Source organism: Herpetosiphon giganteus (assembly GCF_016907925.1).
Lineage (GTDB): Bacteria > Chloroflexota > Chloroflexia > Chloroflexales > Herpetosiphonaceae > Herpetosiphon > Herpetosiphon giganteus.
Genome location: NZ_JAFBCZ010000030.1, coordinates 1 through 13,384 on the forward strand (window position 1 = coordinate 1; position 13,384 = coordinate 13,384).

12 protein-coding genes and 1 tRNA gene are annotated in these 13,384 nt (G+C 52.2%); 11 read left to right on the forward strand and 2 right to left on the reverse strand.

The window, feature by feature from the left end; genetic code table 11:
* Positions 1 to 95: 95 nt before the first annotated feature.
* From JOD20_RS21205 to JOD20_RS21215, 3 genes are all read left to right on the forward strand, one after another.
* Entirely contained in the window at positions 96 to 1,091 is a 996-nt protein-coding gene (locus JOD20_RS21205; RefSeq protein WP_204757197.1) for a hypothetical protein, read from the forward strand.
* A 648-nt stretch (positions 1,092 to 1,739) separates the two neighbouring features.
* Entirely contained in the window at positions 1,740 to 3,290 is a 1,551-nt protein-coding gene (gene rny / locus JOD20_RS21210) for a ribonuclease Y (RefSeq protein ID WP_054535540.1), read from the forward strand.
* Positions 3,291 to 3,418: 128 nt separating this feature from the next.
* Positions 3,419 to 3,769 (forward strand): stage V sporulation protein S, encoded by a 351-nt coding sequence (locus JOD20_RS21215; protein WP_012192314.1) that lies wholly within the window; start codon positions 3,419 to 3,421, stop codon positions 3,767 to 3,769.
* A gap of 94 nt (positions 3,770 to 3,863) precedes the next feature.
* Here JOD20_RS21215 and JOD20_RS21220 read toward each other — a convergent pair whose 3' ends face one another.
* Positions 3,864 to 4,160, reverse strand: a complete 297-nt coding sequence (locus JOD20_RS21220) for a hypothetical protein (protein WP_054535539.1) — start codon at positions 4,158 to 4,160, stop codon at positions 3,864 to 3,866.
* A 184-nt stretch (positions 4,161 to 4,344) separates the two neighbouring features.
* On the opposite strand from JOD20_RS21220, the gene JOD20_RS21225 reads away from it, so the two are divergent.
* The 7 genes from JOD20_RS21225 to JOD20_RS21255 all read left to right on the forward strand — a co-directional run bounded on the left by JOD20_RS21225 (position 4,345) and on the right by JOD20_RS21255 (position 11,786).
* Positions 4,345 to 6,006 (forward strand): protein kinase domain-containing protein, encoded by a 1,662-nt coding sequence (locus JOD20_RS21225; protein ID WP_204757198.1) that lies wholly within the window; start codon positions 4,345 to 4,347, stop codon positions 6,004 to 6,006.
* Positions 6,007 to 6,113: 107 nt separating this feature from the next.
* Positions 6,114 to 7,124 (forward strand): LacI family DNA-binding transcriptional regulator, encoded by a 1,011-nt coding sequence (locus tag JOD20_RS21230; RefSeq protein ID WP_204757199.1) that lies wholly within the window; start codon positions 6,114 to 6,116, stop codon positions 7,122 to 7,124.
* Between the two features lie 11 nt (positions 7,125 to 7,135).
* Positions 7,136 to 8,086 carry a PfkB family carbohydrate kinase gene (locus JOD20_RS21235; protein ID WP_204757200.1) on the forward strand — a complete coding sequence of 317 codons (951 nt, stop codon included), beginning with the start codon at positions 7,136 to 7,138 and terminating at the stop codon, positions 8,084 to 8,086.
* A gap of 164 nt (positions 8,087 to 8,250) precedes the next feature.
* Positions 8,251 to 9,024 carry a ParA family protein gene (locus JOD20_RS21240; RefSeq protein ID WP_204757201.1) on the forward strand — a complete coding sequence of 258 codons (774 nt, stop codon included), beginning with the start codon at positions 8,251 to 8,253 and terminating at the stop codon, positions 9,022 to 9,024.
* Positions 9,021 to 9,989: a ParB/RepB/Spo0J family partition protein gene (locus JOD20_RS21245; RefSeq protein WP_204757202.1), complete on the forward strand. Its 969-nt coding sequence runs from the start codon at positions 9,021 to 9,023 to the stop codon at positions 9,987 to 9,989. Before JOD20_RS21240 ends, JOD20_RS21245 begins: the two co-directional genes overlap by 4 nt.
* 10 nt (positions 9,990 to 9,999) lie before the next feature.
* Positions 10,000 to 11,118 (forward strand): glycosyltransferase family 4 protein, encoded by a 1,119-nt coding sequence (locus tag JOD20_RS21250; RefSeq protein WP_204757203.1) that lies wholly within the window; start codon positions 10,000 to 10,002, stop codon positions 11,116 to 11,118.
* Positions 11,119 to 11,135: 17 nt separating this feature from the next.
* The gene (locus JOD20_RS21255; RefSeq protein ID WP_204757204.1) at positions 11,136 to 11,786 is read left to right on the forward strand and encodes a CDP-alcohol phosphatidyltransferase family protein; all 651 of its coding nucleotides are present in this window, start codon (positions 11,136 to 11,138) and stop codon (positions 11,784 to 11,786) included.
* Positions 11,787 to 11,835: 49 nt separating this feature from the next.
* Here the strand turns inward: JOD20_RS21255 and JOD20_RS21260 are convergent.
* A tRNA-Arg gene (locus tag JOD20_RS21260) sits at positions 11,836 to 11,911 on the reverse strand.
* Between the two features lie 265 nt (positions 11,912 to 12,176).
* Between JOD20_RS21260 and JOD20_RS21265 the strand changes: the two genes are divergently transcribed.
* Positions 12,177 to 13,070: an alpha/beta hydrolase gene (locus tag JOD20_RS21265; RefSeq protein WP_204757205.1), complete on the forward strand. Its 894-nt coding sequence runs from the start codon at positions 12,177 to 12,179 to the stop codon at positions 13,068 to 13,070.
* The last annotated feature ends 314 nt before the right edge of the window (positions 13,071 to 13,384 follow it).

Genomic DNA, 13,384 nt, shown 5'->3' on the forward strand with positions numbered 1-13,384 from the left:
CTGGGAGTCATGGTGGTCCTTTCCTTGGTCTGTTGCATTTCCAAGTATAGTCCACCTGGCTCTCGTTAATTTTGCACCACTTTCGTTATACCACCATGTTAACCCTTCAAGATAATTACGGCGATCTCCTCACCAAGGGGGCGATGCTCGTGCGCGCCACCACAGAATCATCTCCGGACGACGAACAGTATCGGAGAGTCATAGAAGCCATGGTGAGGATTCGGATTGAGGGCGACGTACGAAAGGAAGTTCTCGCGTTCAAGCAATCGCTGGAAGCCCATGACGAGGATCTTCAGTTTCAGCGTATCACGGCGGTTGGAGAGCGGTTCGTGACCTACGGTGCGGTGTTACGGCGCGCTATGCCATCGAACATTGAGCACTTTATAGCTGTCCTGCGACTCTTTAATGAGAAGGTGGATACACTGTTGGGCTTATCCTTTGTCCAACACATCAGGGAGCACGAGAACGAAGCCAAACTATGTGAAGATCGCGCCTACCACCTCCGGAAGCGATCTCAATGGAAATTAACCTTTGTCCATTTTCTAGTAAACCGTCGGAACAAAGCCAAAATACGGGCAGCGCGGGCAGCCAACGACCAGTATCTGTCCACTGCGATAGCGAAAGGACCAAGCTCCGAAGCAACCGCTGCCTTTGTGCTGAGCATGCGCTGCTTCCTCGACGATAGCGAAGAATATTCGCTGGAAAACCTCGCGCAACTCTACACCAGTGCAACAATTGGTACCGAGCATGCCAGCCGCTATCTCTCGAATCGATACATATTCGCTATTGCATTGGATGGAGTTACGGAACTGGTTGATCGAGAGAAGGCCGTTGATACCGATGGGAACGTGATCGGCAGTATCGACAAGCCGCTAACCCAGCGGCAGGTGTTTGATCTGTGGATCTATGGGGGTCTCTCGCACGCCAAGCGAACCAAAAAGCAGCGGTTTGACGCGCTCGTTGGCGACCCCGTGAAGCGGGCGCTGCTCTGGCAGAGCTTTGTTGATTGGCTGGATGAGTATTGTAGGCATTTGAGGGTGCAGAGCTATGTCAACAAAGCGATGCTCCTGGAGTTGGAAAAGCTTGTTTGAGATATGGGAAGCATTCCCTCGAAAATATGCATCCTGCGGGAAAAGCACAAAAAAGTCGAGGGCAGCATCCTCAAGGGTTGGTGGCTCCCGCTGCGGGCGCATCGGCCAGATAGTTTGGATACGCTTGGCTTCGAAATCCCCAGTATTCGGCATCCAATCCAGCTTTTATTAAGCTTTTGTAACAATTTTAGATTAAAACTGCCAGCGCTACGAACAAATGTGGTGCTGGCGGGCGATCATGCTGCGGTTTGCTATGCCAAACTAGGACCAACCAATGCCCAGCAACGAGCATTCATCCTGATGAGTGTATAGGAATGTTAGGAAATATTTTACTTGTAAGGCTATGTTCAATTTAGCATAATGATCATAATTCTCCTCACAACTGAGCCAAGTTTAGAGAAAAATGCGCCTAAATGGAGAGAATATAGAGAAACTTGGAGAAAATATCCCCCATTAATCATCCCACATAAAGGGGATACGAAACTGCTTATGGTGTAGGATCAGAGGGATAACACCAAGGGATTAATCTGTATCACGTATCAGCTTGACACTACCTAGCAAAACGTCTATGATACGGCAGGAAACGGAATTCTTAGCAATCTCTTAACACAGCTTATCATCGTGCCATTTCGTCGGTGAACCTTAACAATTGAGCCAGGAGGAAACCCTGTGGACTTTATCCTTCCAGCTCTGGCTTTACTCATTGGCCTAGCTGCAGGCGCAGGCGGTGCCTATGTTTGGTTAACAAAAAAATCTGGTGTAGCACTCGCCCAAGCTGAAGCAGCAGCACAACTACAATTAGAACAAGCCAAGACTGAGTACAAACAATTGCAATTAAAAGCCCGCGAAGAACAACAACAACTGCGGGAAGTTGGTGAAAACGAACTCCGCGAAGCCCGTTTACGCTTGCAAAAACAAGAAGAACGGGTCAATCGCAAAGAAGAAACCCTCGAACGTAAGCTCGACCAAACCGAAAAGCGCGATCGGCAGTTAGGCCAGCGCGAGCGAGCGGTCGAAAACTTACACAGCGAAGCCGAACGCCTCCGCACAGCCCAACAAGCTGAGCTGGAGCGGGTCGCAGGTCTCACTAACGAACAAGCACGTGAAATCATTCTGACTCGTGTTGAACAAGAAACCCGTGCCGAGGCTGCTCGCCGCATCCACGAAATCGAAGCGGCAGCAAAGCTCGATGGTGACCGCATTGCACGCAAAATCGTTGGGTTGGCGATCCAACGCTGTGCATCGGATTATGTCGCCGAAATTACTGTAAGCACGGTACAACTGCCCAGCGAGGAACTCAAAGGACGGATTATCGGGCGCGAAGGCCGCAATATTCGGGCCTTCGAACAAATTACCGGTGTCGATATTATCGTCGACGATACGCCCGAAGCGGTCACGCTCTCATGTCACGACCCAGTACGTCGTGAAGTGGCTCGCCTAACCCTGAACCGCCTGTTGAAAGACGGTCGGATTCACCCCGCCCGCATTGAGGAAGTCGCTGATAAAACCCGCCAAGACCTTGAGCAAATAATCCGCGAAGAAGGCGAACGCGTGGCCTACGAAGCCAACGTCCAAGGCCTTCATCCAGATCTTATGAAGATTCTGGGGCGGTTGAAATATCGTACCAGCTACGGCCAAAATGTGTTGCAACATTCGTTAGAATGTGCCTTTTTGGCAGGAGCGATGGCAGCAGAACTGGGCGCGAATGTGCAGGTTGCCAAGACCGCAGCCCTGCTCCATGATATTGGAAAAGCCATTGACCACGATGTACAAGGGCCGCACGCGTTAATCGGCGCTGATATTGCCCGACGGCTTGGCCGCAACGCGGCGGTAGTTCATGCAATTGCTGCCCATCATAACGATGAGGAACCTCAAACTGTTGAGGCCTTTCTTGTTCAAGCCGCCGATGCCATCTCTGGTGGTCGCCCAGGTGCCCGCCGCGAGACCATCGATCTCTACATCAAGCGGCTCGAAGCTCTTGAACATGTCGCCACATCGTTTCCTGGTGTTCAACGGGCATTCGCAATTCAAGCAGGTCGGGAAGTTCGGGTGATGGTGCAACCCGATGCGCTTGACGATCTCGAAAGTATCCATTTGGCCCGCGAAGTGGCCAAAAAGATCGAGAGTACCCTGCAATATCCAGGTCAAATCAAAGTTACCGTCATCCGCGAAACCCGTGCGGTTGATTATGCACGGTAAGTAGGCGAAGCTCTGTGTCTGAGGGAGCGGGCAACGCTGGCCCAAAACCAGCGCCCTTCCCCTCAACCTGAGAAGGCGCGATGCGTGCATGACAGCAATCTCTACCGTTCCTTTTCAAGGAGGCAGCAATGGCGTATCAACTTGATCGCTTTAGCAACGACGACCAACGGACCACTTCAGCCGATGCGCCCAGCAATGCTGGCGCAGTACACAACGATGCAGAAGTTTTAAAGGTCTCAACCCGTTCACGCCCATCGGCAGTAGCCGGGGCCATTGCCGGAGTTATTCGCGAAGCTGGCCATGCCGAAGTTCAATCAATTGGCGCTGGCGCAACCAATCAAGCGATTAAAGCGGTTGCAATCGCACGTTCATACCTTCAAGAAGAAGGCATCGATATTGTTTGCGTCCCCTCGTTTATTGATGTTGCCATCGATGAAGAGGAACGCACGGCAATTCGCTTGTTGATCAAAAAAGGCTAAAGCAGGTTGAGGCGGTTGCATGCCGAGCAATTGCTGTTGGCACCATTAATCAAGGCGATTGGGCTGATGCTCGATCGCCTTGATGCATTTTAGGCTACATCTGAAACCCACCAGGGTTCTGAATTTTGTTGGTAAACCAGTAGCGAAAATCAGCAACATGGCGGCTGAGCTTGGCGCTCAATTCTTGCCATTCGTTGCTTTGTAAAAATGAGCGTAGTTCAATCTCTTCATCCGAGGTAATCCCCAAAATCATCTCTGGAGCCTCAGGCGTTCCGCCCAGCGAAAGCCAAGCATCGCTAATTGCGCCATGCTTCATCAGAGCAGGAACAAACTCACTCGTAACATACTCAAGATGAGCTTGCTCGCGCCCTTCTGCTATATTCCAACTCATCAGTAGTTTTATCATAGTTCTATTGTAGCAGAATTCACACCCAGCGGCAGCATTTAGACCTGCTTTAACAGCCAAATGGCCGAGGGTCGTGGGTCGCAATATAGGCCTGATTATCCATTGATTGCGCCAGTTGCTTGGTGTAGGCTAGGGCTATTGGTTCACTTGGTTTACGACAGGTGGCTCTATGTCGATCAACTGCTATGCATGTCAAACCGTTGTGGCTGCAACGGATGTTCGTTGCCCACAATGCCATCAACCCTTGCTGCTGCGCAATCGCTATCGGGTCAAAAGCCTGCTCGGCCAAGGCGGTTTTGGCGTGGTTTACGAAGCATTCGATGTCGATTTAGCCCGCCATTATGCGATTAAACTGATTACCGCCAATTCGCCAGCCATGCGCGAACAGGTCACAGTCGAGGCCCAAATTCTGGCCCAACATGCCCGCCATTTGCCCTTCATTCCCGAAGTTTATGATATTTGGAGCGAGGGCAACGTCATTGCCTTGGTGATGGAGTTTGTCAGCGGCACAACGGTTGGTTCATTAATCGAGACTCACGAGCGCTTGGCGGCAACCATGGTCGAGCATTTTTTAACCGTGATGCTGAGCCAATTAGCGCAATTGCATGCGCTCAATATTATTCATCGCGATATTAAGCCCGAAAATATTAAGCGCACCGCCGATGATCGCCTTGTGTTGCTCGATTTTGGCATTGCCAAACGCAGCCAAAGCACTGAAACCGCCGCCAAAGCGTTTTCGCTTTTTTATGCCTCACCTGAGCAATCGCGCGGACGTGCCACCGATGCCCGCTCCGACTTGTATAGCCTTGGCGCAACCGCCTACCACATGCTAACCGGCCATTCGCCAGTTCCAGCAGAATCACGCATTTCCGGCCATATTCGGCTGCGTCGCCCGAGCGAGTTGGCCGATAATGTGCCAGCAGGGTTAGATGCACTTATGTTGCAATTGCTGGAGCTTGATCCGAATAAACGGCCTGATACAGCCGAAAAAGCCTTGCAATTGCTCAAAAACCCGAGCAAAACCAGCCAAACTATCAACGAAAACAATACAATTCGCGGGCCACAACTGGTTTCGAGTGCAGGCAAAGCGACGATTGCGCTCAACACACCAAGCCTCGCCGAAGCGCCAGCAGCCAAAAGCAAAGCCCGTTGGTATATCGGCATTCTTGGCTTGTTGGTTGTGGTTGGCTTAATTGGCACCCAAGTTATGTTGAGCATGCGCTCGGCTGGTGCAGCCGATTCGACCGCCACGGCTCAGGTTATTGCAATTATTAATTTGCCATCGACTGAACCAACTGCCAACATGGTTCCCACTACGAGTGAGCCAACCATTGAACCAACTGTCGAGCCAAGTCAAGTGCCGCCAACCATTGAACCGACGATCGAGCCAAGCCAAGTGCCACCAACCGCTGAACCAACGATCGAGCCAACCCAAGTCTTAGCCCCAGAAATTAGCCAATTGGCAGATTTGATCAATCAATTTCGCAGCCAAAATGGGCTACCACCCTTACTGCTGCAACCGCAAGTGCAAAGCGTGGCCCAAGCCCATAGCGACGATATGGCCAACAACAACTATTTTAGCAACAGTACCCCTGCTGGCCAAACAATTGGCGATTTGCTGCGCCAAGCCAATCACATTAGCAGCTTCTGGAATGTGCATATTAGCGCTGGCCATAGCAACGCCCAAGCCGCCTTCGATGCGCTGATCAACGACCCAGGCTTGCAGGCCGATTTGCTCAGCCCCAACATTAGCGAATTTGGCATTGGTCATGCCCAAAATGCCCAAGCAACCTACGGCCATTATTGGGTCGTTGTCTATAGCCAACCCTAAATCATTGCCCTTTTGCATGCCCATGGTATGATCGCTTGACAAGCCTACTACATTCAGGCTAAGATGCTCTGAAAACGTTTCCATGGCTCATTCGAGAGGACACCCCCATGGCATATACGATTAAAGATGTGGCAAAACGGGCGGGGGTTGGCATCGCGACAGTTTCGCGGGTGCTCAACGAATCGCCGAACGTCCTGCCGGAAACTCGGGCCAGAGTTTTGGCGGTCATTGACGAGCTTGGCTATCGGCCAAATCATGCTGCGCGGCAATTAGTAACTGCCAAAACCAACGCAATTGCAATTATTCTGCCCTTCCTCACGCGGCCATTTTTTATTGAAGTTCTGCGCGGCATTGAATCGGTTGTAGCCAATTCCGAATATCAGCTGATTATTTTCAATGTTGATTCGCCTGAGCAACGCACGCGCTACTTCAATACGCTGCCATTTTTGGGCCGCACCGATGGCTTGTTGATTGTTTCGCTACCCTTAGCACCGCCCGAAATTAAACGCCTGCAAGCTGCCAACTTACCCGCCGTGATGATCGATACCCAAGCTGGCAATTTGCCTTCGGTGGTCGTCGATAACGTAGGCGGCGCATTCAAGGCGGTCGAACATCTGATTAGCAAAGGCCATCAACGAATTGGCTTTGTCTCAGGGCAGTTGGAGCCAGATTTGGGCTTTACGGTCAACCGTGATCGACAGCGTGGCTACGAGGCTGCCTTAACCGCCCATCATCTGCCAGTGCAGGCCAAATATCTGCGAGCTGGCTTTGACCGCCGCGATTGGGGCCATCAGGCAGCGCTTGAATTGCTCGATTTGGCCGAACCGCCAAGCGCAATCTTTGCTGCCAACGACGATCTGGCGTTTGGGATCATTGATGCCCTGCGCGAACGTGGCTTGAAAGCTGGCGACGATCTAGCAGTGGTTGGCTATGATGATCTTGAAATGGCTCAGCTAATTGGTTTGACCACGATTCATCAGCCAATGGAGCAGATGGGGCGCAAAGGAGCAGAGGTGCTGCTCGCAGCGCTCAACGAAGGCACGCGCCGCCCAACCTTGCACACCTTGCCGGTCAACTTAATTGAACGCGCCAGCAGCGTCAAGCCAAGCAAGGCCTAAGAGGAGATCGTATGACACAGGCGTTATGTCTTGGTGAATTATTGGTTGATTTTGTGCCAACTGAAGCTGGCTTGGGCGTGGCAAATACACGATTATGGCAACGAGCAGCTGGTGGTGCACCGGCCAATGTTGCGGTAGGCTTGGCTCGCTTGGGCGTGAGCAGTGGTTTTTTGGGTATGATCGGAGCCGATAGCTTTGGCGATTTTCTGGCTGAGACCTTGACTGCCCACCAAGTTGACATCCAAGGGTTGCGGCGCATCGAGCAGGCCCGCACTGCTTTGGCGTTTGTGGCTTTACAAGCAGATGGCGAGCGTGATTTTATGTTCTATCGCCATCCAAGCGCCGATATGTTTTTTGCGCCAAGCGATCTTGATCCACGCCAATTTGCTACGGCCAAGTTGCTGCACTTTGGCTCGCTGAGCGCCAGCAACGAGTTGGGCTATCAAACAACGTTGCGGGCAATTGAGTTGGCGCAAGCCAATGACATGCTGCTTTCGTTTGATCCCAATTTGCGGGCAGCGCTCTGGCCCTCGTTGGAAGCAGCGCGCAGCATCATGCTGAAACTGCTGCCGTATGCTCACATCATCAAACTTAGCCGCGAAGAAGCCGAATTTTTGACCGCGTTGGCCGACCCGTTGGCGGCGGCGCAAAGTTTGTGGCATGAACGTAGCCAAGTGATTGTGGTAACCGATGGCAGCGCAGGCTGTTGGTATCAGACAGCAACTGGATCAGGACGGATTGCCGCGCCCACGGTGCAGGCGATTGATGCAACTGGCGCGGGCGATAGTTTTGTGGCCTGTTTGCTAGCGCAATTGATTCAGCAACCAGCCTTGGCCCATGATCAAGCAGATTTTGAACATGCGTTACAGCGGTCATCGATTGCCGGAGCCTTAGCCACCTTGGTGCGCGGCGCGATTCCCGGGCTACCAACAATGCAGCAAATCGAGCAATTTCGGCAATAATAGAATATTGGCTTTGCTAAGCCAAATCGTAGTGCCAGCAACCAAAAAGCGGTTGCTGGCTTCCAATTAACCCCAATTTAGCCAAAATCCGCTTGTGATAAACAAGACCAAACGCTGATGGTATGGTACAATTCGGCGCGAGATATATGTTGTGAAATAAGTGTATGAAACCACGAATTATTGCAGTAGCAAATCAAAAAGGCGGCGTTGGCAAAACCACCTCGACCGTGAATATCGCTGCGGAGCTTGTAGCCCGCGGCCAACGGGTGTTGGTGATCGATCTTGATCCCCAGGGCAATGCCACGACCAGTTTGGGAATTAATAAAAAAGCGCTTAAAGCCACGGTCTACGATGTGCTTTTGGGCAATGCACCAACCGAAATTGTTGTCACCGCAACTGGGCGTGAGCAATTGCAGATGTTACCAGCAACGGTTGAACTGGCTGGCGCAGAAGTTGAATTAGTCGATGAGCATCGGCGTGAGCATCGTTTGCGTGATGCCTTGGCTCCGATTGGATCATCCTTCGACACGATTATAATCGATTGCCCGCCCTCGTTGGGCTTGCTGACCTTGAACGCCTTATGTGCAGCGCATGGAGTTATTATCCCATTGCAATGCGAATATTTGGCCTTGGAAGGCTTGGCGCAGCTCAAAAACACCATCGATTTGGTGCGCACATCGCTCAATCCCGATTTGAATATTTTAGGGGTGGTGATGACGATGTACGATGGGCGGACGAATTTGGCGCAACAGGTCGTGGCCGAAGTGCGCCAATATTTCCCGCAACGCATTTTTAATACCTTAGTTCCGCGTTCGATTCGCTTGAGCGAAGCCCCCAGCCATGGCCAAACGATTCGCGAGTACGACCCAGCAAGCAAAGGCGCGCTGGCCTATAGCATGTTGGTCGATGAACTAAGTCGCAGGCTGGAGGCAGCATGAACCCCAAAAAACGCGGTTTGGGTCAAGGCTTAGGTGCGTTAATTCGCCCTGATCCAAGCACACAGGCTCCAATTGTGGGCGCATTGCAGACCGTGCCGATTGAATCAATCGAAGCCAATCCGCATCAGCCCCGCCAAATTTTCACTCCCGAAGCGCTTGAGGAATTGAGCGCTTCTATTGCGACCCATGGCATTTTGCAGCCGTTGGTCGTGACCCGCACCGCCACTGGCTACGAGCTGATCGCTGGCGAACGCCGCTGGCGAGCAGCGCAACAAGCTGGGCTAAGCGAAGTTCCGGTTATTATCAAAGAGGTTACACCCCAAGAGCGGCTTGAATTGGCCTTGGTCGAAAATATCCAACGCGCCGATTTGAACCCCTTGGAAGAAGCTCAAGCCTACCAACTCTTGCACGATGAGTTTGGCCTGACCCAGCAAGCGATTGCCGAACGAGTGGGCAAAAGTCGGCCTGCGATTACCAATGCTTTGCGTTTGCTCAAAATGCCTTCGGCCTTGCAACAAGCAGTGATGGAGCAGCAACTGACTGCGGGCCATCTCAAGCAGCTGATCACAATTGACGATGAGCGTACCCAAATTTTGGCGATGGAGCAAATTTTGGAGTTTCGGCTTTCGGTGCGTGAAGCCGAAAAAATGGCCCAGTTGATCAAGCACGAAGATCAAACGCCAGCTCAAGCACGAATCGCGATTCAGCAACGTGGGGCGGCTCCCCGAGCATCGCGGCGCAATGGTGTGCCAACGCCAACCCCGAGCACGCGCAATGTTGCGCCAGCCGAGCCAGTTGTGCCCAGTGTTGACGATAATGATGCGGTTGAGCAACTGAGGCGGCAGCTTGGGACCAAAGTTGAGGTTAAACGCCAAGGCGACGGCGGCTATGTGCGCATCGAATTCTACTCCGACGAGCAACTCATTGCCTTGGTTGACTCATTGCTCAATGGAGAAAGCTTGTGAGGAGCGACCTATGGCCAGCGATTCATTGCATATTGCCCTCGTGTGGCCATATGATGCTGCCTACGCTGGCGGCGTTACCGAGCATGTCAATCAACTAACCCACTATTTTCGGGCTTGGGGCCATCGGGTCAGTCTGATCGCCCCCTATTCCAAGGGCAAGCCCGCTGATCCCGATTTTATTCCGCTGGGCCATGTCACGCCAGTCGCGGTTAATGGCTCGGTGGCGCGGGTTAGCCTCTCGCTGACGCTTGGCCCCAAAATTCGCCAGATTCTGCAAAAGCAGCATTTTGATCTGGCGCATATTCACGAGCCATTTTCGCCAACCCTCCCAACGACCTTCCTCAGCCGTTCGAGCGTGCCAAACGTGGGCACGTTTCACGCTGCGGGCACGCGCTCGCTTGGCTACACCACCATTCAAGCCCTGCTACGACGCTTGGAACCAAAATTGCATGGACGGATTGCAGTTTCGGCAGCGGCCCAAGAATTTGCCCATCGCTATTTTCCAGCAGAGTATACAATTATTCCCAATGGGGTTGATGTTGCCACTTATGGCACGCAGCAACCAAGCTATGGCCTGAGCACCACCAGCCCAACAATTTTGTTTGTTGGGCGCTTCAATGAAGAGCGCAAAGGCTTTCGCTATTTGCTTGAAGCCATGAGCTATGTGCAACGAACAAGGCCTGATGCTCGTTTAATTGTTGCTGGCAGCGGCGATCCCACGCCATTTCTGGCCGCCATTCGCCAATGGCAAATTCGCAATGTTGAATGGCTGGGCTATGTGAGCAAGGCTCAACTTGCTGCTCTTTACCAACAAACCACCCTCTTTTGTGCACCTTCGACTGGTGGTGAAAGCTTTGGCATCGTCTTGCTTGAAGCCATGGCCGCTGGGGCAGCAGTGGTAGCTGCTGATAACCCGGGCTATCGTGATGTTTTAGATCATCGCGTACAAGGGTTGCTGGTGCCAGCGCGCAATGCCCAAGCATTGGCGGTTGCGATCTTGCAACTGATCGAGGATCAATCCTTACGGGCTGCAATGGCAGAAGCGGGTACAATCAAAGCGCAACTCTATGCTTGGGAGCGAGTTGCCCAACGTGTGATTGCCTTCTACCGTGGCATTCTCTCTGGTTAGGATGTTCAGGAGGCTCTATGTACAGCACCGGCATTAAACGCTGGGCCCGTCGCTTGATGGAAGACTTTGTAGCTCCAGTGCTTGGTCGATTGGGCATCACGCCCAATATGGTGACCTTAATTGGCGTTTTGCTGACCGCAGGAGTCGCGGCTGTGTTGGCCAATGGCAATTTGCAGGTCGGCGGCGTGTTGCTGATTTTGGCCAGTATTTTTGATCTCTTTGATGGTGCCTTAGCGCGAGCCACCAATCAGAGTAGCCGCTTTGGCGCGTTCTTCGATTCAATTATGGATCGCTATAGCGAGGCGGTTGTTTTCTTCGGCTTATTGATGTTTATTCACACCACCATGATCGGCAACACAACCTTGGCCCTCGGCTTGGTCTACGCCTCAATTATCGGCTCGATCATGGTCAGTTATGCGCGTGCCCGCGCCGAAGGCTTGGGGATTCCGTGCGAAACTGGTTGGCTTGGTCGGCCAGAACGCATTACCATTCTCAGTACATGTTTGATTTTTGGCTGGTTGATGGCAGCTTTGTGGATTCTGGCAATCTTCACCAATGTCACCGCCATTCAGCGCATTTATCACGTGTGGCGCACAGAACAAGCAGCCAACCCGCAACCCAAGCCAGTCAAACCCAGCCGCTGGAATATCAGCCGCAAACAGCCCTAAATTCTAAAAAGTAGAAGCCGTGATCAGGAATGCTGATCACGGCTTTTTTTGGCGACTCCGGCGCGACTCGAACGCGCGACCTTTTGCTCCGGAGGCAAACGCTCTATCCACTGAGCTACGGAGTCGAATCTATCGCTGTGTAGAATACGGCCAAGCTAGCTAATTGTCAAGTTGAACGGCTTCCAAGAGCAGGTTGTTAAGATCCTCTCTCCCGTGGCGCGCGCGAGGGGCTTTAATGGCGTGGTTTTGCATGATTTGTAGTGAAAACAGGTGCACCCCCTCGCCCGCGTTTTCGTGGGAGAGGGGTTGGGGGTGAGGGAACAACAAAACTCATCTTCCAATGCTAAAATAGCGCCAAACCAAGCAATTTAGCTGGAAGGTGGGCCTGCAATGGCAACTGAACCAAGCCGCGAACAACAGATCAAAAAAGCGCAACGCCTTGCCACTATTCAACGCTTTGCAAGCAACATCCAAGGCTTTTTCTATCGATTTAAGCGCTCAGTTGGCCGCCAAGAGTTGATGATCGAGACGGAATTTGGCACAGTGCGGGTGTTGGGCTATGGCTTGGATAATCCCAAAACTACGCCAATTCTGTTCGATTTGCATGGTGGTGGGTTTATTCTGGGCAGCGCCGATATGGACGAAGCCATGAATGTGCAGTTTCAACAGCAACTTGGCTGCAAAGTTATCAGCATCGATTATGCCAAAGCGCCCAAATATCCCTATCCCATGGCGGTTAATCAGGTTTATGCAGTGGTCAAGTATTTCTATGCCAATGCAGAGCGTTATGCAATTGATCGCACTAAAATGGCGATTGGTGGGCATAGCGCTGGCGGCAATTTAAGCGCCGTAACTTGCCTCAAAGCCAAGCATGCAGGCCAATTTCAATTTGTCTGCCAAGTGCTCGATTACCCACCGCTGGATCTTGCGACCAGTCCGTTTGCCAAGCCGAATCCAAAAGGGGCAATTCCACCGCAGATGGCGGCGATGTTTGATGCGAGCTATCGCGAGGAGCATCAAGCCAAAGATCCCTATGTTTCGCCAGTGTATGCGGAGCTTGCTGATTTGGTGGGTTTGCCGCCAGCCTTGTTTATTCTGGCAGGGCGCGATTCGCTACACGATGAGGGTTTGCGCTACGAGGCGCTGCTCAAACAAGCGGGGGTTGCCACCGAATGTTACAGCTACCCTGAGGCTCCCCATGGGTTTACCTACAAAGCTTCAGCTGATACCAGCGCTGCGCTAGCCAACATGGTGGCTTTTTTGCAAAAATATTTACAAGCGTAAATTTCTTATTTCGCGATCTTCGCGTTATTCGTGGTTTGGTTGTACTGATCCCTAATTACTGACCGCTGGCCCCTCGTTCGCCACCCTTCCGTCCCGCCACCGGCGGGAGACGCAGGGGGTTTTCATCCCCCTGCACCCCCTAATATTTGTTTGGTGGATTGTTTTGATGTATCGATTTCCCCACATTCACAACTTTGTGCTCTTGGTGGTTAAGCTACTGGTCAATATTGATTTGTTTGGGTCTTGATCCCTCGTCCCTGACCGCTGGCCCCTCGTTCGCCACCCTTCCGTCCCGCCACCGGCGGGAGACGCAG

What these genes read in the sequence shown, in the direction of transcription:
- JOD20_RS21230 (WP_204757199.1), top strand. Translation starts at nt 6,114, where the DNA reads ATGGCATATACGATTAAAGATGTGGCAAAACGGGCGGGGGTTGGCATC.
- JOD20_RS21215 (WP_012192314.1), top strand. Translation starts at nt 3,419, where the DNA reads ATGGCGTATCAACTTGATCGCTTTAGCAACGACGACCAACGGACCACT.
- JOD20_RS21220 (WP_054535539.1), bottom strand. Translation starts at nt 4,160, where the DNA reads ATGAGTTGGAATATAGCAGAAGGGCGCGAGCAAGCTCATCTTGAGTAT.
- JOD20_RS21255 (WP_204757204.1), top strand. Translation starts at nt 11,136, where the DNA reads ATGTACAGCACCGGCATTAAACGCTGGGCCCGTCGCTTGATGGAAGAC.
- JOD20_RS21225 (WP_204757198.1), top strand. Translation starts at nt 4,345, where the DNA reads ATGTCGATCAACTGCTATGCATGTCAAACCGTTGTGGCTGCAACGGAT.
- JOD20_RS21245 (WP_204757202.1), top strand. Translation starts at nt 9,021, where the DNA reads ATGAACCCCAAAAAACGCGGTTTGGGTCAAGGCTTAGGTGCGTTAATT.
- JOD20_RS21265 (WP_204757205.1), top strand. Translation starts at nt 12,177, where the DNA reads ATGGCAACTGAACCAAGCCGCGAACAACAGATCAAAAAAGCGCAACGC.
- JOD20_RS21235 (WP_204757200.1), top strand. Translation starts at nt 7,136, where the DNA reads ATGACACAGGCGTTATGTCTTGGTGAATTATTGGTTGATTTTGTGCCA.
- JOD20_RS21240 (WP_204757201.1), top strand. Translation starts at nt 8,251, where the DNA reads ATGAAACCACGAATTATTGCAGTAGCAAATCAAAAAGGCGGCGTTGGC.
- JOD20_RS21250 (WP_204757203.1), top strand. Translation starts at nt 10,000, where the DNA reads ATGGCCAGCGATTCATTGCATATTGCCCTCGTGTGGCCATATGATGCT.
- JOD20_RS21205 (WP_204757197.1), top strand. Translation starts at nt 96, where the DNA reads ATGTTAACCCTTCAAGATAATTACGGCGATCTCCTCACCAAGGGGGCG.